Here is a 19534-nt window from a genome sequence, read left to right as displayed (position 1 = left end):
GCCGTCCCACTCCTCCGCGGCCTCCTCTCCCGCTGATCGAGCGGCCCGCTCCTCGGGCGCATCGAGATCCCCCTGACCGCGCATTGATCCGATCCGAAGCCTCGCTCGTTATCCTCTGAGAGCGCCTCTCAGGCGCCTGCGCCCGCCCCAGGCGCCTTCCGCCCTCAGAACGAGAGACGCCGCCGTGCCCAAAGACACGATGTCCGCCAAGAATCGCGCCCGACAGGAGAAGCTCGAGGCCTACAAGCGCGAGCAGGACCGCCGCAAGCGCGGCTCCCGCATCTGGATCTGGTCGCTGTCGGCCCTGGCCGTCCTCGCGGTCGGCGGGATCGTCGCGGTCACCGTCTTCGGGAACCAGCAGATCGTCGAGGCGCGCGAGATCGACGGCCTGCAGACCTTCGACAACGACGCCACCCACGTCGCCGGCGCCGTCGACTACCCGCAGACCCCGCCGGCGGGCGGCCCGCACAACGCCGTGTGGATGAACTGCGGCGTCTACGACGAGCCCGTCCCGAACGAGAACGCGGTGCACGACCTCGAGCACGGCGCCGTCTGGGCCACGTACGACCCCGAGCTCCCGCAGAGCGAGGTCGACGCGCTGATCGCCGCGATGCCCGACACCTACTCCGTCGTCTCGCCCTACGAGGGCCTCGAGTCGCCCATCGTGCTGAGCGCCTGGGACGCCCAGGTCGCGATCGACTCGCCCGAGGACCCCCGCATCGACGCCTTCGTCGAGCGCTTCTGGCAGTCCTCGAGCGCTCCGGAGCCCGGCGCCCCTTGCACCGGAGGGATCGATGCGCCCGGCAAGCAGTAGGGGCCGGATCCTCGTCGCCGCGGTCGCCGTGGTCGCGCTCCTCCTCGGGGCGGCCGGCGGCTACCTCTTCGGCGCGCTCGCCCCGTTCGCCTCCGCGGCGACGCCCTCGAGCGCCAGCGCCGAAGCGGGCTTCGCGCGCGACATGCAGGTGCACCACCTGCAGGGCGCCGAGCTGGCGATGATCGCCCGCGAGCGCAGCGCCGACGACGAGGTCCTCACCGTCTCGAAGGACATCCTGCTCACCCAGCAGCAGCAGGCCGGGCAGCTCTTCGGCTGGCTGAACTCGTGGGGCCTGCCGCAGGCTGCTCCGGAGCCCTCGATGACCTGGATGGGCCGGCCGACCCTGGCCGGAGCCGCCGACGAGCACTCGTCGATGGGGATGGGGACCGAGGACGGCGTCGTGCCCGCGAGCATGCCCGGTCTCGCGACACCGGACCAGATCACCGCCCTCAGCAGCGCGTCGGGCCGCGACTTCGACCGGATGTTCCTCGAGCTGATGATCGCCCACCACCGCGGCGCGATCGACATGGCCGAGGCGCTGCTCGCCCGGAGCCGCGTGACGGTCGCCACCGACTTCGCCTCCTCCGTCGTGAAGGCCCAGGAGGCCGAGATCTCGCTGATGGAGCAGATGCTCGAGGACCGCCCGGCGGAGTGACCGCCTCCGGCGCGCACGACAGCGGCTGAGAGTGGTGCGCCTCCCCACCCGGGAGGGGCACGTGCTCTCCGCCGACGTCGTGCACGGGGCCCGGCGACTCAGACGGCGTCGGCTGCGAGTAGCCCCGCGAAGTCCGGCCGCCGATCCGCGGCTCAGCCCTGGAGGGCCGACTCCGTCTGCTGCGCGTAGAGCGAGGCGTAGAGTCCGCTGAGGCCGAGCAGCTCGCGGTGGGTGCCCGATTCGACGATCCGGCCGCCCTCGACGACGTGGATGACGTCGGCCGACACGATGGTCGAGAGCCGGTGAGCGATCGCGATGGTGGTGCGACCGCGGGCGGCGTCGTCGAGCGCGGTCTGGACGATCCGCTCCGAGACGGTGTCGAGGGCGCTGGTCGCCTCGTCGAGGATGAGGACCGCCGGGTCCTTCAACAGGACGCGCGCGATCGCGAGCCGCTGCTTCTCGCCTCCGGAGAGCCGGTAGCCGCGCTCGCCGACCAGCGTGTCGTAGCCGTCGGGGAACGACGTGATCGTCGCGTGGATGTTCGCGGCGCGGGCGGCCGCCTCCAGCTCCTCCTGCGTCGCGTCCGGGCGGGCGTAGCGGAGGTTGTCGCCGATCGTCGCGTGGAAGAGGTAGGTCTCCTGGCTGACGATGCCGATGTGCGCCACGAGCGACTCCTGCCGCAGCTCGCGCACGTCGGTACCGGCGAAGCGCACCGCTCCCCCGGCCACGTCGTAGAGGCGCGGGACGAGATACGAGATGGTGGTCTTGCCCGCGCCGGAGGGACCGACGAAGGCGACGAACTGGCCCGGCTCGATCGCGACCGAGACGTGGTCGAGCGTTGGGCGCGCGTCCTCCGCCTGGTCGGGGTAGCGGAACACGACGTCGTCGAGCTCGACCCGGCCGAGCTCGCCCGAGACCTCGCGTGCATCGGCCCGGTCCGTGATCGCCGGGCGCAGGTCCAGGTACTCGAAGATGCGGGCGAACAGCGCTCCGGCCGTCTGCAGGTCGAGCGCGACGCGCATCAGGCCCAGGAGCGGCCACATCAGGCGCGCCTGCACGGTGGTGAAGGCCACGACGGTCCCGGCGGTGACGGTGGTGCCGCCGAGGATCAGCCAGGCGGCCACGAGGTACACGATCACGGGGATGACCGAGAGGAAGATCTGCACCATCGCGAAGAACCACTGGCCGGACATCTGCTGCCGCACCTGGAGCTCGATCTGGCGGCCGTTCTCGTCGGCGTAGCGCGTCACCTCCGACTCCTGGCGGCCGAAGCTCTTGGCCAGGAGGATGCCCGAGACGCTCAGGGTCTCCTGGGTGATCGCGGTCATCTCGGACAGCGACTCCTGCGTCTTCGTCGCGATGCGCGCCCTCACCTGGCCGACGCGGCGCTGGGCCACGACGAGCACCGGAGTGAGGACGAGGGCGACGATCGTCATCTGCCACGAGAGCAGGAGCATCGCGACGACGGCCGCGATCACGGTGACGGTGTTGCCCAGCACGCTCGAGACGGTGTTCGTGAGCACGTTGGCCACGCCGCCCACGTCGTTGGCGAGGCGCGACTGGATGACGCCGGTGCGGGTGCGGGTGAAGAAGCCGAGCTCCATCGCCTGCAGGTGGCGGAAGAGGCGGATGCGCAGCTCCCCCATGACCGTGTTGCCGACGGTCGCGGTGAGGTAGGTCTGCCAGACGCCGAGGATCGCCGAGAACGCCCAGACCAGCACCATGACGCCGACCAGCTCGAGCAGCACCGGGAGGTTCGGGCGTCCGCCGGGCGGGAAGAGCCCGCGGTCGAAGGCCAGCTGGGTGAGGAGCGGCGGCACAACCGTGAGGGCGGCGCCGACGAGAACGAGGATCACGGTGAGCGTGAGCTTGGGGCGGTGGTCGCGGAAGAGTCCCGCGATGCGCCGGAGCAGGTCGTCGACCTTCGGGGCCGCCGCGTTGATCTCCCGCTGGCTGTCCGGATCGCTGCTCGAGATCCTCCCGCCGCGCGCCCCTCCGCGCATCCCGCCGCCTGCCGCGACGTCACCCATCCTGCTCACGGCTCGACCCTAGCCGCGCCCGCCTCCGGACCCCCGCCCTTCCGCCCACGGCGAAGTCGTGCAAGCCCGCGCCGCGCCCCGTCGGCCGCCTCCGGCGCCGTACCCCCCCACCCTTGGTGGCCGCCCCCGGCGCCACCGCACGACGAAGGCCCGGGTCCTGCGCAGCAGGACCCGGGCCTTCGTTCGTGCACCCTATTCCCCCCGACGAGCAGTGCTGACGGCCCGCGGGGGTGTCGTGGGCAAGGCGGAGGAGGAGAGCTGTAGCGGAGCTACCGCCGACGACGACAACGCCGCCCACGGCACCCCCGCGGGTCGTCAGCCCTTGGTGGCGCCGGCGAGGAGGCCGCGGACGAAGAACCTCTGGAGGGAGAAGAACACGATGAGCGGCACGATGATCGAGATGAACGCGCCGGCCGTGAGCAGCTCCCACGATTGGCCGTAGGAGCCGGTGAGGTCCTGCAGCGCCTTCGTGATCGGCAGCCCCTGTCCGGAGGTGAAGACCGTCGCGACCAGCAGGTCGTTCCAGACCCAGAGGAACTGGAAGATGCCGAAGGAGGCGATGGCGGGGACCGAGAGCGGGAGCACGATGCGGAAGAAGATCTGGCCGTGTCCGGCGCCGTCCACTCGTGCCGCTTCGATGACCTCGCCGGGGATCTCGGAGATGAAGTTGTGGAGCATGAAGATCGCGAGCGGGAGCGCGAAGATCGTGTGCGCGATCCACACCTTCGCGTAGGAGCCGTCCAACCCGTTCACCCCGAGGCCGGGGAGGATGTAGAGCCCTCCGATGCGCAGGCCGTCCGAGAACAGCTGCAGCAGCGGCACGAGCGCCATCTGGATGGGGACGATCTGGAGCGAGAACACGAGGACGAAGAGCGTGTTGCGGCCCTTGAAGTCGATCCAGGCGAACGCGTAGGCGGCGAGGCTGGCGATCGTGATCGGGATCAGCGCCGCCGGCAGCGTGATGACCAGCGAGTTCACGAACGCCTTGCCCAGGGTCAGGCTGTCGCCGGAGTTGAGCGCGTTCGCGTAGTTGTCGAGGGTGAAGCCGGGGTTGGCGAAGATCGTCCACCAGCCGGTCGTCTTGATGTCGTTCGCGGGGCGGAACGACGAGATGAACAGACCGAGGGTGGGGACGGTCCAGATGACGGCGATGATCAGCGCGGCGAGGGTGGCGCCGCGCGACGTCGTCGCCTTCTTCACCTTGCCGCTGGCCGCCTCGATCCTGGACTCGCCGCGGGCGAGCGCGCGCTCGGTGCTGCGGTCGACCGGAACCTGGATCGGAGTGGGCGTGACGCTCATCGGATCTCCCTCTGCTTGGCGAGCTGGCGGGCGTTGTAGACGACGATCGGGAGCACGAGCAGGAACAGGATGACCGCGAGGGCCGCGCTGTAGCCGCTGCGGGCGCCGAGCTGGAACTGGCGGACCATCTCGAACGCGAGGACCGTGGTGTCGGAGCGGCCGCCGGTCATCGCCGAGACGATGTCGAAGACCTTCAGCGACGCGATCGAGATCGTCGTGAGGACGACCACGATCGAGGAGCGGATGCCGGGGACGGTGACGTTCCAGAAGGACTGCCACGCGCTGGTGCCGTCGAGCGAGGCCGCTTCGAGCTGCTCGGAGGGGACGCCCTTGATGGCGGCGGAGAGCACCGTCATGGCGAATCCGGCCTGGGTCCAGATGAGGACGACGACGAGGAACAGCGTGTTCCACGGCTCGAGTCCCAGCCAGTCGACCGGCGGGGCGCCGAAGGCGGTGAGGATGCCGTTGAGGAGGCCGATCTGCTCGCCCTGGCGCACGTCGTAGAAGAACTTGAAGATGATCGACGCGCCGACGAACGAGATCGCCATCGGCATGAAGACCAGCAGCTTGAAGAACTTCTCGCCGCGGCTCTTGTCGATGAAGACCGCGTAGGCGAGACCGATCGCGGTCGCCGTGATGGGGGCCAGGAGCACCCAGACCACCGTGTTCAGGAAGGCGGTGATGCCGTCGGGGCTGGTGAAGACCCAGACGAAGTTGTCGATGCCGGCGAATCCGGAGCCGTCGTTCTTCATGAACGCGTTGATGGCCGTCGTGATCGTCGGGTAGATCAGGCCGATGAGGATGAAGAAGGCGGCCGGTGCCATGAACGCGATGAGCTGGAGTCCGTAGCCCGCGCCTTTGCGGGACCGGAAGTCGAGCAGGAACAGCGCGCCGCCGATGACGGCGGCCACCACCGCGACCCAGAGGACGGAGTTGTAGAGGCCGAAGACCAGCAGGAGGACGACCGGCAGGACGACCGTGACCGCGAGCCGGAGGACCGTGTAGCCGGTGCCGCGGCGGGGCGCGATCTCGACGAAGAAGAGGATGAGCGCCACCACGGCCGCGAAGGCCAGGAGGATGAGCGGGATCTGCGCGAGCGGCGGGATTCCCGCCAGCCATTGGAAGAACCCCGAGATGGTGATGGGGGACATGGACGCCCTTTCGAGTGCGACTCTGGACTCAGGAGGGGCCCGGCCCCGGGATCCGTGGATCCGGGGGCCGGGCCGTCACAGCTGAGCCGCCACTCGGGAGCGGCGGCTCTGCTCCGCTGCTAGGAGGTGTAGCCGGCCTGGATCTCCTCGAGCGCCTGGTCGGTGCTCGTGCCGTCGATCCAGTCGACCATGCCCTTGAAGAAGCTGTCCGAGCCCACTGCCTTCGGCATGAGGTCGGACGCGTCGAAGCGGAACGTGGTGTCCGGGTTCTGGAGGATCGCGATGGAGTCCTTCAGGACGTCGCTGCCCGCGTTGGCCGGGTCGAGACCGGTGTTCGCGGAGATGACGCCGCCGAGGGAGACGCGGCTGTTGGCCCAGTCGGCGCTGGCCAGGTACTCCTGGACCTTCGCGGTGTCCTCGTCGTTCGAGAACGCGGCGACCATCTCGCCACCACCGGTGACGGCCTGGGCGTCGTCGGCCTTGACCGGCGGGGTGAGGAAGGCCCACACGTCGCCGTCCTCGGCCACGTTGGCGCCGGCCGAGGTCAGGAAGCCCTCGAAGAACGAGGCCTGGTGGGTCAGCGCGCAGGTGCCGTTCGCCATGTTCTGGGCGACGTCGCCGAAGGCGGTGGAGTTGATCGACTTCACATCGCCGTAGCCGGCGTTGACGAGGGTCGGGTCGAGGAGGATCGATCCGACGGAGTCGAACGCGGACTTGATGGCCGGGTCGGTGAAGGGGGTGTCGCCCGCGACCCAGGAGTCGTAGACGTCGGGGCCGGCCTCGCGGAGGACGGCGTCCTCGATCCAGTCGGTTCCGGGCCAGCCGGAGGCCTCACCGGAGTTGAAGCCCGCGCACCAGGACGGTCCGCCGGTCTTCTCGGCGATCGTCTTGCCGAGCGCCTCCATCTCGTCCCACGTCGTGGGAACGGAGACGCCCCACTCCTTGAACTTGGCTGGGGAGTACCAGATGTAGCCCTTGACGGACGCCATCAGCGGCGCGCCGTACTGGGTGCCGTCGACCTGGCCGTACTTCTGCCAGTCCTCGGACCAGTTCTGCTTGACGTTGGCGAGGGCGCCCTCGGGGAGCTCCTGCACCTTGCCGGAGGCGACGGTGTCGGCGAGCAGACCCGGCTGCGGGAAGATCGCGAGGTCGGGGGTGTCGCCACCCTGGACCTTGATGCCGATCTGCTTCTCGAACTCCTTGTCGCCCGTGTACTTGATCTCGATGCCGCTCTCCTTCTCCCAGTCCGCCCAGGACTGCTCGAGAAGGGTGGCCTCGTCGCCGTTGATGGTGCCGTAGACGTTGACGACGCCGTCGGCGGTGCCGACCGTGCCGGCCGAGCTGCCGCCGCCGGCGTTCGGGTCGTTGGGGTCACTGCTGCTGGAGCAGCCCGCGAGTGCGATGCCGGCCGCTGCCAGAACGGCGACCGGGACGGTGATACGGCGGTGCAGGGATGACCGCATTCTTCCTCCTCATTGAGTGGTGGAACCAGCCGAGCAGGCCGCTCCTCGCCGATCGGGATCGGGAGGCTGTGGCGGCTCGAAGCGTGTGCCGCGACGACTCGGATGCTGGTGATGGCGATGCCAGGAGGAACTCCGAGCGGATCACCGGATTCGTGTGGGTGGGCTCCCACGGAGGGAAACCTTTCCACAAGAACGATGAAAGCACAACGCCGGTGATAGAGCGCTCTCTGAGATAACGATTCGGCGTCAGAACAGCGATCGCGGCGGCCGGGCCGGGCGGAGGTCGATCTCGGCGCGACGCCCGGCCGCCGGGCGGGGTATAACTTCCTGGAACCGTTTCCAGCATCGAGGCCGGACGGTCGGGAGGAACGCCGTGCCAGGCATCGAAGAGGTGGCCGAGCTCGCAGGAGTGTCGAAGGCGACGGTCTCGCGCGCGCTCAGCGGCCGGGGCTACGTCTCCGCGGGGACGAAGCAGCGCGTCGAGCGCGCCGCGACGAGCCTGGGCTACGTCGTCTCCGCCAACGCCTCCAGCCTCGTCACCGGCCGCAGCAACAACATCGCCGTGATCATCCCGATCATCAACCAGTGGTTCTTCGCCGGGATCATCGAGGGCATCGAGCGCGCCCTGCTCGCCGCCGGCTACGACCTGCTCCTCTACAACATCGACAAGCACCTCGACGCCCGCCGGAGCGTGTTCGAGTACTACCTCGTCCGCAAGCGCGTCGACGCGATCGTCGCCGTCACCCTCGAGATCTCGCCGCACGAGACGGAGGCGCTCCTCGCCCTGGGCAAGCCCATCGTCGGCATCGGCGGCGAGCTCCCCGGCATCCCCACCTTCAGCATCGACGACGTCGCCGCCTCCCGCCTCGCCACGGAGCACCTGCTCTCCCTCGGCCACGAGCGGGTCGTCCACATCGGCGGGCTCGCGGAGGAGGAGATGGACTTCCACGTCCACACGCAGCGCCGCGACGGCTTCCGCCAGGCGCTCGCGGCCGCCGGCCTCGAGCCGGGCGCGCAGGACATCGTGCCCACCACCTTCGACATCCCCGGCGGGCACAGCGCCGGACGGCAGGTCCTCGGCGACCCGCGGACCCGGCCGACGGCGATCTTCGCCGCCTCCGATGAGATCGCGATCGGGATCATCCTCGCGGCGCGCGAGCTCGGCCTCTCGGTGCCCGAGGACGTCTCCGTCATCGGGATCGACGACCACCCCCTCGCCGAGCTCTTCGGTCTCAGCTCGATCCGCCAGGACCCGCGCCAGCAGGGCGAGCTCGCAGTCGCGCTGGTGCTGGACGCGCTGGCCGCCCTCGGTCGCGGCGAGCCCCCTCCCCCGGCCCGCCACACGCTGATCCCCGCCTCGCTGGTGATCCGCACCAGCACCTCGGCGCCGCGGGGGGCGAGAATCGGAGCATGAGCGACTCCGACACCCCCACCGTCCGCGACGTCCCCGAGCGGTCCCGCTTCGTGATCGAGGTCGGCGGCACCCCGGCCGGCTTCGCCGCGTACACCCGTCAGGGCGACGAGGTGACGCTCACCCACACCGTCGTCGACGACGCGTGGGAGGGCCACGGCCTCGGGAGCATCCTCGCGCGGGCCGCGGTCACCGCGATCACGGAGGCGGGCGGCACGGTCGTCCCGCGCTGCCCCTTCGTCGCGGCCTGGCTGCGCAAGCACCCCGACGTCGACGCCCGGGTCCGCTGGCCCGAGGACTGACTCACTCCGGGGGCGTCCTGCTCCCGATCTCCTGGAGCGCCCAGGTGTTGCCGTCCGGATCGGCGAAGTACGCGTACTGCACGCCGCCCAGGTCCTGGACCTCGCTGATCTCGAGCGAGCGGCCGACGAGCTCCGCGCGAGCGGCGGCGATGTCGTCGACGACGAGGTGGAGGGAGCGGACGACGCCCTCCTCCGGACCGGGGCCCATCCCGCTGCCGACCACGATCGAGCAGGCCGAGCCGGGCGGGGTGAGCTGGACCACGCGCATCGCGGCGGAGGGCCGCACGTCGTGGTCGAGGTGGAAGCCCATCACCTCCGTGTAGAAGGCGACCGCGCGGTCGACGTCGCCGACGGGGAGGGGGACGAGCTCGAGTCGCATCTGCACGCGACCAGTGTGCCGCGCGGCGGAACCGCGCGGGAGGGGTCAGTCCCGCGGGCCGACGACGAGGCGCTCGTGCATGATCTCGACGGCGCGCTCGAGGACGCGGCGGTCCTCGAGGGTGAGATCGGCGAAGATCGGCGTCAGCGCGTCGCCGAGGTCGGTCCGCCAGGCGTTCAGCGCGTCCGCGCCGGCGGGAGCCAGGCGGATCTGCCAGGCGCGCGCGTCGAGGGGATCGGCGATCCGGTCGAGCCAGCCGGTCTCGACGAGGTTCTTCACGATCTTGGTCATCGTGGGCTGCGAGACGCGGCTCTGGGAGGCGAGCTCCCCCAGGCGCATCGGGCCCATCGAGAGGAGCACCGAGAGCGTGCGCCAGACGGCCTGCGACTCCTGGTTGCCGGTCGCCTGGGCGGCGAGGCGGGTGATCCGGTGCGTCACCGAGACGAAGTCGCTCAGGAGCTCGCTGAGCGAGACCTCGCTGGGCGGGACGTCGCGGGCGGGGAGCCCGGCGAGCAGATCGTGAGCAGTCACGCTCCGATCCTAGGGGCGCGCGCCGCCAACGGCCGGGAACGACGAAGGGCGCCGCCTCCGAGGAGACGACGCCCTGCGTCTGCAGGCGTGCCTGCGTCACCCTGACGAGCGACCGGCCGGAGCCGGCACCCGCGACGGGTGAGGGGGATTACTTGACGGTGACGGTCGCGCCGGCGCCCTCGAGCTGAGCCTTGGCCTTCTCGGCGGTCTCCTTGTTGACGGCCTCGAGGACCGCCTTGGGGGCACCGTCGACGAGCGCCTTCGCCTCACCGAGGCCGAGGCTGGTGAGGGCGCGCACCTCCTTGATGACCTGGATCTTCTTCTCGCCGGCGGCCTCGAGCACGACGTCGAACTCGGTCTGCTCCTCGACCTCTTCGGCGGGGGCGGCCGGGCCGGCCACACCGGCGGCGGCGACGGGCGCCGCAGCGGTGACCTCGAAGACCTCTTCGAACTTCTTGACGAACTCCGAGAGCTCGATGAGCGTGAGCTCCTTGAAGGCCTCGATGAGCTCGTCCTGCGTGAGCTTTGCCATGATTTTTCTCCTTGTTTTTCTTTGTCTACGAACCGCGCGCGCACTGCTTCCCGGAAGGGGAAGACGTCAGCTCGCGGACTCCTGCTTCTCGCGCAGCGCCTCGACCGTGCGAACGGCCTTCGAGAGCGGAGCGTTGAACAGATATGCGGCGCCGAACAGCGAGGCCTTGAAGGCGCCGGCGAGCTTGCCGAGCAGAACTTCGCGGGACTCGAGGTCGGCGAGCTTGCCCACCTCTTCTGCGGTCAGCGGGTTACCGTCGAAGTAACCGCCCTTGACCACGAGGAGAGGGTTTGCCTTGGCGAAGGCACGCAGCGACTTCGCGACAGCGACAGGGTCGCCGTGCACGAACGCGATGGCCGAGGGGCCAGCGAGCTCGTCGTCGAAGGACGAGATACCGGCGTTGTTCGCCGCGATCTTGGTCAGCGTGTTCTTCACCACGGCGTAGGTTGCGTGCTCACTGATGTCCTTGCGCAGCGTCTTGAGCTGAGCAACAGTGAGACCGCGGTACTCGGTCAGCAGAACGGCCGTCGAGCTCTGGAACTTCTCCGTGAGTTCGGCAACCGAGGCTTCCTTGTTCGCCATGGCTACTCCTGTGAATTCTCGTGCCGGTAGCCCGAAGGCAGGCAAAGAAAAAAGCTCCGGCACAGGGGCGCGGAGCTTCGGGATCGCGGTGAGGCGGAACTGAACTCGTGCACCTGCGCGGGCAATTCGCTTCGCGAATCCTTCGTCCGGTGGCGATCCGCGGGGCCGGGGCCCTGCTCGTGCGCACACCGGAAACCGGCGGTCTTTGGCTTCGGGAAGCGTACGTCATCGCGGCGCGCGGGCGCAAGTCGAGGAGGAGGGTCCTCGCGCGGGATGCTGGAGGCATGACCGGCCCGACCCCCGACTCCGCCCGCGACGTCGACTCCGCGATCGCCTCGGTGGAGGGCGAGCTCAGCACCCTCTTCAACCGTGTGCGGGCGGCGATGCGCTCCTACGCCGAGCGTCTCCACCCGGAGCTGACGCCACTGGGCTACAAGACGATCTCGGCGCTCGAGCGCCGCGGACCCGTGCACTCGGGCGTGCTGGCCGAGCTCCTCGAGATGGACAAGTCGGCGCTCAGCCGCCAGATCACGGCGCTCGACCGCCTCGGCTTCCTCGAGCGCACCCCCGACCCGCAGGACGGCCGCGCCACGATCCTCTCGGTGACTCCGGCGACCGCCGCGCGGCTGCGCGAGATCCGCAGCTCGAACCAGGCGCTGATGCACGAGGAGCTGCGCAGCTGGGCGCTCGCCGACGTCGAGCTCTTCGCCTCTCTCCTGCACAGGATCAACGACCTTGACATCTGACGCTTAGCACCCCGTCCGTTCGGGGACAATCGCCGGACGCCGCCCGCTCGACTGCGTAGTTTCGGAGGCGATGGACCAGCACTCCTCCTCTCTCCTCCCCCACGACGTCGACGGCGCGCTCGGCTTCGCGCGCGGTCTGAGCGCCGACGCGCCCCGGCCCGGCACCGGTCGCACCGCCGAGCTGCACGGTCTCCTCGAGCGCCTGGCTCGGCACGACCTCGGCGTCGCGCGCGCGGTGGAGCCGCACCTCGACGCTCTCGCGATCCTCGGCGAGGCGGAGCTCGACCCGTCCGGACTCGGAGTCGCCGCCGACGCCGCCTGGGGGGTCTTCGCGGCCGAGGGCGGCGGGGATCCTCTGGTCGCGCGCGAGAGCGACGGCGACTGGCTGCTCGACGGAGTGAAGCCCTGGTGCTCGCTGGCCGACCGCCTCGACGCCGCCCTCGTCACCGCCCACGTCGGCGACGCCTCCGGCGAGCGCCGCCTCTTCGCCGTGGCGCTGCGCGACGGGTCGGCGACGCCGGAGCAGGACGCCTGGCACGCGCGGGGCCTGACGGAGGTGCCCAGCGGACCGGTCCGCTTCTCCGGCACCCGCGCCGTCCCCGTGGGGGACGCCGGCTGGTACCTCTCGCGGCCCGGCTTCGCCTGGGGCGGCATCGGCGTCGCCGCCTGCTGGCACGGCGGAGCCCTCGGAGTCGCGGCTGCCGTCGCGGCAGCGGCAGCCCGACGCGAGGACCCGCACCTCCTGGCCCACCTCGGAGCGATCGACACGGCGCTCTCCGCGTCGCGCCGGGCGCTGGACGAGGCCGCCGCGGCGGTCGACGCGGGCGAGGCCGACGGCCCCCGCGGCTCACTGCTCGCCAAGCGCGTGCGGGCGAGCGTCGCCGGAGCGGTCGAGGAGATCCTGCTCCGCGCCGGCCGCGCGCTCGGCCCGGCTCCGCTCGCCCTCGACGCCGAGCACGCCAAGCGCGTCGCCGACCTCGCGCTCTACGTCCGCCAGCACCACGCCGAGCGCGACGACGCCGCTCTCGGCCGCGCCGTGCTCGCCTCGGGCGAGGCGGCCTCCTGGTGAGCCGGCCCTTCGACGGGCGCCTCGAGGGCACTCCTCTCGAGCGCTGGACCGCGGACGGCCGCCGCGACCGCCTCCCGGAGCTGACCCTGCCCGACGGGATCCGGCGCGTCCTGGTGGTCGTGGCGCACGCCGACGACGAGACCCTCGGCTGCGGCGGCACCATCGCGCTCGCGCGTCGGCGCGGGATCGCGGTCGACGTCGTCGTCGTGACCGACGGAGCCGCGGCCCACGGGGAGCGGGACGCGGACCTCGCTGCCGAGCGCCGGCGGGAGGCCTCGGACGCATTGGCGGAGCTCGGCCCCGGCATCGGGCTCGCCTTCCTCGACGTGCCGGACTCGGCGACCCCGGAGCACCACGAGCGCATCGCACGCGAGGTGCGCGAGCGGGCGGCCGGCGCCCCCGGGACCGTCCTGCTCCTCTCCACCTGGACCGGGGACGGGCACCGGGACCACCGCGTGGTCGGCGAGATCTGCGCGGAGGTCGCGCGCGAGCTCGGGCAGCCGCTGCTCGCCGCGCCGATCTGGCTGTGGCACTGGGCGGTCCCGGAGGACCCCGAGGTGCCGTGGGGCGACCTCGTGCGCCTGCCGCTCGACGACGAGCTGCTCGAGCGCACCCGCCGTGCCCGCTCCCGCTATCCCAGCCAGACCCGCCCCGGGCCCGACGGGACCGGTCCGGTGCTCCATCCGCTCTTCCTGCGCACCTTCACCGGGGACGACCGGCTGGTGAGGATCGCATGAGCTACTTCGACGAGCTGTACGCCCGCCACGAGGACCCGTGGGGGTACACGAGCCGCTGGTACGAGCAGCGCAAGCGCGCCCTGACCCTCGCGAGCCTGCCGGAGCAGCGCTACGGCTCCGTGCTGGAGATCGGCGCCTCGATCGGCGTGCTGGCCGAGGCGCTGGCCGACCGGGCCGACCGCCTGCTGGCGATCGACGTGTCGAGCGCCGCCGTCGAGCGCGCCGCCCGCCGCCTCGCTCCGCTCGAGCACGTGCGGGTCGAGCACCACGACATCACCCGCGGCGTGCCGGAGGGTCCGTTCGACCTGGTCGTGCTCTCGGAGGTCGGCTACTACCTCGGCGACGCCCTCCCCGGCGTGCTGCGCACCATCCGCGACGCCCTCGCCCCCGCTGGGGAGCTCGTCACCGTGCACTGGCGGCATCCGATCGAGGGGCTCGCTCTGGACGGCGACGCCGTGCAGTCCGCCGTGGCCGAGCTGGGCCTGCACCGCCTCGCCCGCCACGAGGAGGAGGACGTCCTGCTCGAGGTCCACGCCCGCGACTCCCGCTCGGTCGCCCGCCGGACGGGGCTGGTGTGAGCCGGCTCGCGCAGGTGCTGGTCGTCGTGCCCGCGCGCGACGAGGAGGAGCGGATCGGCGGCCTGATCGCCTCCGTCCAGGCCAGTGCGACCCACCTCGCCCACCGGGTGCCCGGCATCGGGATGCGCCTCGTGGTCGCCGCGGACGGCTGCTCCGACGCGACCGGCGAGCGGGCCCGCGCCGCCGGCGCCGAGGTGCTGGAGCTCGCCCGCTGCGGAGTCGGCGCCGCCCGCTCCGCCGGGATCGCGCACGCCCTCTCCTCCGTCACCGCTCCGCTCGAGCAGGTGTGGATCGCCAACACCGACGCCGACACCGTGGTCCCCCGCGACTGGCTGGCCGCCCACGTCGAGCACTCCCGACGGCACGACGCGCTGCTCGGCACGGTCCGGCCCGACCCGGCCGACCTCTCCCCCGGTGCCTACTCGCGCTGGCGAGACGTCCGCGCGCGGGAGGAGTCGATCGGCAGCATCCACGGCGCGAACCTCGGCGTCCGCGCGAGCGCATACCTCGCGGCGGGCGGCTTCGGCCGGGAGCCGCTGCACGAGGACGTCCTGCTCGTCGAGCGGCTGCGCGCGAGCGGCGCCCGGGTCGGAGCGACGGACCGCGGCGAGGTGGTCACCTCCGGCCGCCGCGACAACCGGGTCGAGGGCGGCTACGGCCACTACCTCCACGCTCGCTTCCCGGCCGAGACGTCTCCGGCCTGCGGCTGAATCGGGTACACGCGCACGCGGAACACGATGCGAGGGGTCCCTGTCAATGGTCGGGCCGTGGTTTGTCACGGATTGCGCAGGAGAGTCAAATGGGTGTCGAGCACGACCCGGTGCTCTCCGATGGAAGGGTCACCGCATGAATCCCCGCCTCGTCCTGCTGGCACTGGTCGCCTTCACCGCCTACGTGTTCGGCTCCCGCGCCGGCCGTGGCCGCTACGAAGAGCTGCGCCACCTCGCACTCGGCGTGTGGAACGACCCGGCCACGAAGAAGACCCGCAAGAAGCTCAAGAAGACCTCCAAGCGCGAGGCCAAGCAGCTCACCGCCATCGCGAGCAAGGCCCGCGACAAGGTGCAGCGCCGCCTCCGCTGACCCCCGCTTCCACGACTCACCGGACACCGGCCCGCCGGTGTCTCCGCTCGCATCGGAACGGCCGATCGAGCACGAACTGAAGGAGAAACATCATGGGCATCATCAGCTGGATCATCCTCGGCCTCATCGCCGGGGCGCTCGCCAAGCTCATCCTCCCGGGCAAGCAGGGCGGCGGATGGATCATCACGATCGTCCTCGGCATCGTGGGCGCGCTGCTCGGCGGCTTCCTCAGCACGCTGTTCGGCATCCAGGACGCCGTCAACGGCATCAACATCGTGAGCATCATCGTCTCCGTCGTCGGTGCGATCGTCGTCCTCCTCATCTACGGCGCGATCGTCGGCCGCAAGTCCCGCGCGTAAGTCGCGCTTTCCGAAGGCCCCCGGCATCCGTGCCGGGGGCCTTCGGGGTTCCCGGAGCGGGCGCACCTCTGCTCGGGGGATCCGACTCCTCCTCCGCGGGGAAGCTGGATGTCCGCCGAGCGCGCAAGGGGTTGATGCTGAGAGCCGCAGGCGATGGACTGGAGGCACGACGGCGCGGCTCCACTGCGCCCTCGCCCCGACGAAAGGACGTACTCGCTCATGAGCGACGACACCGCAACGGTCCCCACGATCACCCTGAACAACGGCGTGGAGATCCCGCAGCTGGGCTTCGGCGTGTTCCAGATCGACCCGGCCGAGACCAAGGACGCGACCCTGGCGGCCCTCGAGGTCGGCTACCGCCACATCGACACCGCCGAGATGTACGGCAACGAGGCGGGCGTCGGCGAGGCCGTCCGCGCCTCCGGCCTCGACCGCTCCGAGGTCTTCGTGACCAGCAAGCTCAACAACGGCTTCCACGCCCGCGAGGACGCTCTCGCCGCGATCGACGTCACCCTCGGCGAGCTGAAGTTCGACTACGTCGACCTCTTCCTCATCCACTGGCCGCTCCCGAACGTGGGCGACTACCTGGAGACCTGGAAGGCGATGGAGGAGATCTACCGCAGCGGCAAGGCGAAGGCGATCGGCGTCTCCAACTTCCAGACCAACCACCTCAACCGGCTCCGCGCCGAGGCGACCATCGTCCCGGCCGTGAACCAGATCGAGGTGCACCCCTACCTCGTGCAGCAGGAGCTCCGCGCCTACGGCACCGAGCACGGCATCGCGACCGAGGCCTGGTCGCCGATCGCGCAGGGCCTCGTCCTCGACGACGACACCATCACCCGCATCGCGCGCAACGTCGACCGCAGCCCGGCGCAGGTCGTGCTCCGCTGGCACATCCAGCGCGGCGACACCGTCTTCCCGAAGTCGGTCACCCGCAAGCGCGTGGAGGAGAACTTCGCTCTCTTCGACTTCGAGCTCGACGACGAGGCGATGACCGACATCACGGCGCTCGACCGCGGCCACCGCACCGGCCCCGACCCCGACACCTTCAACTACATCCCGAGCTGATCCTCGGCTCCACGGAGCGCGCCCGGCCTGCAGTCGTCCTGCGGACCGGGCGCGCTCGTGCGTGGGGCGGCGAGCCGAGCCGCGCACGAACAGGGCGGGTCTCGAGACGCCGCGCTGCCGCTCCTCGACCGGCACGGTCACGGGCCGACCGCACCCCTGCTGATCGAGGAGCGGGCGCAGCCCGCGTATCGGGATCCACCCCACCGACGAGCAGCGCGGATCCCGATGCGCCGGGCCCGCGGGTCAGCCCTGCTGCGAGTCGCGCCAGGAGTGCTCGGGGGCGTAGCCGAGGACCTCGCGGGCGTGGTCGATCGAGAGCAGGGTGCCGGTTGTCCCGAGGTCGCCGCGCAGCTCGACGCCGGGGAACACCTCGGCCACCAGCTCGGCGTTAGGGCGCGTCATCACGGTGTCGGCCGCGGCGATGATGAAGCGGTCGAACCCGGTCGTCTCGGCGAGCAGCGCCTTCTCGACCGCCTGCGCTCCGTCGCGTCCGTCGATGTAGCCCCAGAGGTTCCACTTGCGCAGCAGCGCGTCGGAGTCGAACGACGGGAACTCGGCGTAGTCGACCTCGTCCATGACGTTCGAGAAGCGCAGGCCCGTGATCTTCAGGTCCGGGTGCCAGCGGCACAGCTCGATCGCCATCTGCTCCTCGAGGTGCTTGGTGAGCGAGTAGACCGACTCCGGGCGCGCCGGGTACTGCTCGTCGACCGGGATGTAGGGCGGCGGGACGTCGAAGGGCAGGCCCAGCACGGTCTCGCTGGAGGCGTAGACGACGTTGCGGATGCCGGCACGGATCGCTCCGTGGAACGCGTTGAACGTCGCGATCATGTTGTTGTGGAACGTGGCGACGTCGGGCACGAGGCCCGGCGCGGGGATCGCGGCGAGGTGCACGAGCGCGTCGATGCCCTCGTACTGGTCGTTCACCGACTGCAGCGCGTCCACGACCTGGCCGTAGTCGGCGATGTCGATGCGGACGAAGCCCGCGCCGCGGTCCCCCGCACGGTCCAGATTGAAGACCTCGTGCCCGGAGGCGCGGAGGCGGGTGACGACGTGGCGGCCGAGCTTGCCGGATCCACCGGTGACTGCGATTCTCATGCTCGAACGCTAACGGGCCTGAGCGACGAGGGACGAGGGTTGCGGATCAGCTCCGGGCATGGAGCGAGATCGCGCCGCCGACCTCGGGCGTCGTCTCGTCGGCGACGAGCTCCGTCCAGCGGCGGAGCACGGCGGCGCCGGCCGCGTCGTTCACGGCTCCGTCGACGACGAGGACCGGGTAGGGCTTCTCGGGCACGCCCTCCGCGGGCCGCACGTCGACGTGGGCGACGTCGTAGGCGTGCTCGAACAGCCAGTCGGCCATCGCGTAGTCGCTCCGGGAGTCGCCGACCGTGCGCCAGCGCTGCGGGATCGCGCCCGTCGCTCCGAGCAGCTCCACGGCGCGCTGGGCGCCGAGGTCCTTGCCGAGCCGGTTCGACTCGATGTCGGTCGAGATGACGGTCGGGTCGATGCGGAAGTCGACCGTCCCCTCCTCGTTCGGATACCGGATGCCGCGGCGCTCGACCCCGAGGCCCGCGGCGGTCATGATCTGCAGGGCGTCGGCATCGAAGACGAGCTGGCGCTCGAGGTAGTCCTCGCTCGGCAGGTCGACCAGCTGCTCGGCGGACACCATCGCGCGCTTGGTCTCGTCGAAGAAGACCAGGTCGTCGTAGTCGGAGCGGATCATCCGCTCGAGGTCGCGGGCCACCGGCTCGGGGATCGCGAGCGACTCGTCGACGATCGGCTCCGAGGTGCCGCGGTAGTCGACGGTGAACCAGACGGCGCCCTTCTCGCAGACGCAGACGATGCGGGCCTCGGCCGAGACGCCTCGCTCGAGGAGCGCGGGCAGGACCCGCTCGCGCAGGAACGCGTCGGAGCGGCCCGTGTTGAACACGATCGGGATGCCGGCGTTGGCCAGGGCGACGAGGTCGTCGGCGATCTCGGGGATCGAGATCGTGCGCGTGACGGGGCTCGCGATGGGCCCGTCGACGTCGAGGAGCAGGCCGAGCGGAGGGGGTGTGGAGGTCATCGTGTCCCATTCTGCCGTGCCGGGGCCGCTCGACGCCTCCGTGACCGCCTCCGCGCGGGCGGAGCGGTTCAGGAGGCGGGGACGACGAGGGTGCGCTGAGCGGTGGTGCCGTCGGGAGCGAGGACGGCGAGGGTGATCAGGGTCTCGGAGTCGCGGCAGTCGGCGGTGACGGCGGCGGAGCCGGACGCCGCGAGGTCGACGGGCTCGCCCGCGCTCGCGTCGGTGGTGCCGACGGCCAGGCGGGCGGTGGCGCCTCCGCTCGTCTCCCACGACAGGGCGAGCGGGACGGATGCGGTGCGGTCGCCCTCGCAGTCGACGGAGGCGGGGGTGGAGGCGAAGGAGACGATCGCGGGAGGAGCGTCGGATCCGGTGCCCGGCTCGGTGCCGGACGGAGCGGCGGAGACCGTCGGTGCGGGGGCGGCGGCGCCGTCGGCCGCCTCCGCGGAGCCGGGAGCGGCGGACGTCGCCGGAGCGGTCCCGGACGGCGCCGAGGACGGGCCCGCGGACGCCGTGGCTGCGCCGGGCGCTCCCCCGCCGGCGGGCCGGACGAGCAGCACGATCGCGAGGACGACGGCGACGAGTCCGAGGGCGGCGAGGACGATCCCGGTGGTGCGGGCGGAGCGGGACGGCATCGGTCCTCCTGGGACGGGACGGGACGGGACGGGACGGGGCGGGAC

General features: G+C 71.2%; 23 protein-coding genes. 12 read left to right on the top strand and 11 right to left on the bottom strand.

Annotated elements, in window-relative coordinates:
• Positions 1-184: 184 nt before the first annotated feature.
• Entirely contained in the window at positions 185-814 is a 630-nt protein-coding gene (locus C5C29_RS14570; RefSeq protein WP_244230507.1) for a DUF3105 domain-containing protein, read from the top strand.
• Positions 795-1469: a DUF305 domain-containing protein gene (locus C5C29_RS14565; protein WP_104224341.1), complete on the top strand. Its 675-nt coding sequence runs from the start codon at positions 795-797 to the stop codon at positions 1467-1469. Before C5C29_RS14570 ends, C5C29_RS14565 begins: the two co-directional genes overlap by 20 nt.
• Positions 1470-1621: 152 nt before the next feature.
• Here the strand turns inward: C5C29_RS14565 and C5C29_RS14560 are convergent, their stop codons facing one another.
• The 4 genes from C5C29_RS14560 to C5C29_RS14545 form a co-directional block, all read right to left on the bottom strand.
• Entirely contained in the window at positions 1622-3499 is a 1878-nt protein-coding gene (locus C5C29_RS14560; protein ID WP_104224340.1) for an ABC transporter ATP-binding protein, read from the bottom strand.
• 324 nt (positions 3500-3823) lie between these two features.
• A complete protein-coding gene (locus tag C5C29_RS14555) occupies positions 3824-4807 on the bottom strand; it encodes a carbohydrate ABC transporter permease (RefSeq protein WP_104224339.1) in 984 nt (327 codons plus the stop codon).
• Positions 4804-5958: a carbohydrate ABC transporter permease gene (locus C5C29_RS14550; protein ID WP_181027270.1), complete on the bottom strand. Its 1155-nt coding sequence runs from the start codon at positions 5956-5958 to the stop codon at positions 4804-4806. Before C5C29_RS14550 ends, C5C29_RS14555 begins: the two co-directional genes overlap by 4 nt.
• Positions 5959-6077: 119 nt before the next feature.
• Positions 6078-7421, bottom strand: a complete 1344-nt coding sequence (locus tag C5C29_RS14545; protein ID WP_104227181.1) for an ABC transporter substrate-binding protein — start codon at positions 7419-7421, stop codon at positions 6078-6080.
• 373 nt (positions 7422-7794) lie between these two features.
• On the opposite strand from C5C29_RS14545, the gene C5C29_RS14540 reads away from it, so the two are divergent.
• Positions 7795-8835: a LacI family DNA-binding transcriptional regulator gene (locus C5C29_RS14540; protein WP_104224337.1), complete on the top strand. Its 1041-nt coding sequence runs from the start codon at positions 7795-7797 to the stop codon at positions 8833-8835.
• Positions 8832-9134 carry a GNAT family N-acetyltransferase gene (locus tag C5C29_RS14535; RefSeq protein WP_104224336.1) on the top strand — a complete coding sequence of 101 codons (303 nt, stop codon included), beginning with the start codon at positions 8832-8834 and terminating at the stop codon, positions 9132-9134. Before C5C29_RS14540 ends, C5C29_RS14535 begins: the two co-directional genes overlap by 4 nt.
• 1 nt (position 9135) lies before the next feature.
• Here C5C29_RS14535 and C5C29_RS14530 read toward each other — a convergent pair whose 3' ends face one another.
• The 4 genes from C5C29_RS14530 to rplJ all read right to left on the bottom strand — a co-directional run bounded on the left by C5C29_RS14530 (position 9136) and on the right by rplJ (position 11158).
• The gene (locus tag C5C29_RS14530; RefSeq protein WP_181027271.1) at positions 9136-9519 is read right to left on the bottom strand and encodes a VOC family protein; all 384 of its coding nucleotides are present in this window, start codon (positions 9517-9519) and stop codon (positions 9136-9138) included.
• Positions 9520-9558: 39 nt separating this feature from the next.
• Complete coding sequence (locus C5C29_RS14525; protein ID WP_258059518.1) at positions 9559-10044, bottom strand: MarR family winged helix-turn-helix transcriptional regulator; 486 nt, start codon at positions 10042-10044, stop codon at positions 9559-9561.
• Positions 10045-10192: 148 nt separating this feature from the next.
• The gene (gene rplL, locus C5C29_RS14520; RefSeq protein WP_104224335.1) at positions 10193-10576 is read right to left on the bottom strand and encodes a 50S ribosomal protein L7/L12; all 384 of its coding nucleotides are present in this window, start codon (positions 10574-10576) and stop codon (positions 10193-10195) included.
• A 66-nt stretch (positions 10577-10642) separates the two neighbouring features.
• Positions 10643-11158, bottom strand: coding sequence for a 50S ribosomal protein L10 (gene rplJ, locus C5C29_RS14515; protein ID WP_055791018.1), 516 nt, complete (start codon positions 11156-11158; stop codon positions 10643-10645).
• 284 nt (positions 11159-11442) lie between these two features.
• Here rplJ and C5C29_RS14510 point away from each other — a divergent pair, with 284 nt between their 5' ends.
• From C5C29_RS14510 to C5C29_RS14475, 8 genes are all read left to right on the top strand, one after another.
• Positions 11443-11904 (top strand): MarR family winged helix-turn-helix transcriptional regulator, encoded by a 462-nt coding sequence (locus C5C29_RS14510; protein ID WP_104224334.1) that lies wholly within the window; start codon positions 11443-11445, stop codon positions 11902-11904.
• A 70-nt stretch (positions 11905-11974) separates the two neighbouring features.
• Positions 11975-12973: an acyl-CoA dehydrogenase gene (locus C5C29_RS14505; protein WP_219812390.1), complete on the top strand. Its 999-nt coding sequence runs from the start codon at positions 11975-11977 to the stop codon at positions 12971-12973.
• A complete protein-coding gene (locus C5C29_RS14500) occupies positions 12970-13710 on the top strand; it encodes a PIG-L deacetylase family protein (protein WP_181027272.1) in 741 nt (246 codons plus the stop codon). Before C5C29_RS14505 ends, C5C29_RS14500 begins: the two co-directional genes overlap by 4 nt.
• Positions 13707-14288: a class I SAM-dependent methyltransferase gene (locus C5C29_RS14495; RefSeq protein ID WP_104234596.1), complete on the top strand. Its 582-nt coding sequence runs from the start codon at positions 13707-13709 to the stop codon at positions 14286-14288. The genes C5C29_RS14500 and C5C29_RS14495 overlap by 4 nt, the downstream gene beginning before the upstream one ends.
• Positions 14285-14998, top strand: a complete 714-nt coding sequence (locus C5C29_RS14490; protein WP_104308507.1) for a glycosyltransferase family 2 protein — start codon at positions 14285-14287, stop codon at positions 14996-14998. Before C5C29_RS14495 ends, C5C29_RS14490 begins: the two co-directional genes overlap by 4 nt.
• A 136-nt stretch (positions 14999-15134) precedes the next feature.
• Entirely contained in the window at positions 15135-15368 is a 234-nt protein-coding gene (locus C5C29_RS14485; RefSeq protein ID WP_104227476.1) for a hypothetical protein, read from the top strand.
• A 92-nt stretch (positions 15369-15460) separates the two neighbouring features.
• Positions 15461-15727: a GlsB/YeaQ/YmgE family stress response membrane protein gene (locus C5C29_RS14480; RefSeq protein ID WP_104224330.1), complete on the top strand. Its 267-nt coding sequence runs from the start codon at positions 15461-15463 to the stop codon at positions 15725-15727.
• 219 nt (positions 15728-15946) lie between these two features.
• Positions 15947-16795: an aldo/keto reductase gene (locus C5C29_RS14475; protein ID WP_104308506.1), complete on the top strand. Its 849-nt coding sequence runs from the start codon at positions 15947-15949 to the stop codon at positions 16793-16795.
• 243 nt (positions 16796-17038) lie between these two features.
• On the opposite strand, the gene C5C29_RS14470 is transcribed toward C5C29_RS14475, so the two are convergent.
• The 3 genes from C5C29_RS14470 to C5C29_RS14460 form a co-directional block, all read right to left on the bottom strand.
• The gene (locus C5C29_RS14470; RefSeq protein ID WP_104224328.1) at positions 17039-17890 is read right to left on the bottom strand and encodes an NAD(P)-dependent oxidoreductase; all 852 of its coding nucleotides are present in this window, start codon (positions 17888-17890) and stop codon (positions 17039-17041) included.
• A gap of 46 nt (positions 17891-17936) precedes the next feature.
• On the bottom strand, positions 17937-18857 hold the full coding sequence (locus tag C5C29_RS14465) for a hypothetical protein (RefSeq protein ID WP_104224327.1): 921 nt from the start codon (positions 18855-18857) through the stop codon (positions 17937-17939).
• Positions 18858-18925: 68 nt separating this feature from the next.
• A complete protein-coding gene (locus C5C29_RS14460) occupies positions 18926-19489 on the bottom strand; it encodes a hypothetical protein (protein ID WP_104224326.1) in 564 nt (187 codons plus the stop codon).
• Between the last annotated feature and the right edge of the window lie 45 nt (positions 19490-19534).

It is taken from the genome of Rathayibacter sp. AY1H2, from assembly GCF_002931985.1.
Lineage (GTDB): Bacteria > Actinomycetota > Actinomycetes > Actinomycetales > Microbacteriaceae > Rathayibacter.
The sequence above is the reverse complement of the archived record's forward strand: the minus strand, read 5'-3'. Positions and strand labels throughout refer to the sequence as shown.

Bases quoted from the DNA above. Each gene is read 5' to 3' on its own strand.
- C5C29_RS14565 (WP_104224341.1), top strand. From the start codon at position 795: ATGCGCCCGGCAAGCAGTAGGGGCCGGATCCTCGTCGCCGCGGTCGCC.
- C5C29_RS14560 (WP_104224340.1), bottom strand. From the start codon at position 3,499: ATGGGTGACGTCGCGGCAGGCGGCGGGATGCGCGGAGGGGCGCGCGGC.
- C5C29_RS14555 (WP_104224339.1), bottom strand. From the start codon at position 4,807: ATGAGCGTCACGCCCACTCCGATCCAGGTTCCGGTCGACCGCAGCACC.
- C5C29_RS14550 (WP_181027270.1), bottom strand. From the start codon at position 5,958: ATGTCCCCCATCACCATCTCGGGGTTCTTCCAATGGCTGGCGGGAATC.
- C5C29_RS14545 (WP_104227181.1), bottom strand. From the start codon at position 7,421: ATGCGGTCATCCCTGCACCGCCGTATCACCGTCCCGGTCGCCGTTCTG.
- C5C29_RS14535 (WP_104224336.1), top strand. From the start codon at position 8,832: ATGAGCGACTCCGACACCCCCACCGTCCGCGACGTCCCCGAGCGGTCC.
- rplL (WP_104224335.1), bottom strand. From the start codon at position 10,576: ATGGCAAAGCTCACGCAGGACGAGCTCATCGAGGCCTTCAAGGAGCTC.
- rplJ (WP_055791018.1), bottom strand. From the start codon at position 11,158: ATGGCGAACAAGGAAGCCTCGGTTGCCGAACTCACGGAGAAGTTCCAG.
- C5C29_RS14510 (WP_104224334.1), top strand. From the start codon at position 11,443: ATGACCGGCCCGACCCCCGACTCCGCCCGCGACGTCGACTCCGCGATC.
- C5C29_RS14505 (WP_219812390.1), top strand. From the start codon at position 11,975: ATGGACCAGCACTCCTCCTCTCTCCTCCCCCACGACGTCGACGGCGCG.
- C5C29_RS14495 (WP_104234596.1), top strand. From the start codon at position 13,707: ATGAGCTACTTCGACGAGCTGTACGCCCGCCACGAGGACCCGTGGGGG.
- C5C29_RS14485 (WP_104227476.1), top strand. From the start codon at position 15,135: ATGAATCCCCGCCTCGTCCTGCTGGCACTGGTCGCCTTCACCGCCTAC.
- C5C29_RS14480 (WP_104224330.1), top strand. From the start codon at position 15,461: ATGGGCATCATCAGCTGGATCATCCTCGGCCTCATCGCCGGGGCGCTC.
- C5C29_RS14475 (WP_104308506.1), top strand. From the start codon at position 15,947: ATGAGCGACGACACCGCAACGGTCCCCACGATCACCCTGAACAACGGC.
- C5C29_RS14470 (WP_104224328.1), bottom strand. From the start codon at position 17,890: ATGAGAATCGCAGTCACCGGTGGATCCGGCAAGCTCGGCCGCCACGTC.
- C5C29_RS14465 (WP_104224327.1), bottom strand. From the start codon at position 18,857: ATGACCTCCACACCCCCTCCGCTCGGCCTGCTCCTCGACGTCGACGGG.
- C5C29_RS14460 (WP_104224326.1), bottom strand. From the start codon at position 19,489: ATGCCGTCCCGCTCCGCCCGCACCACCGGGATCGTCCTCGCCGCCCTC.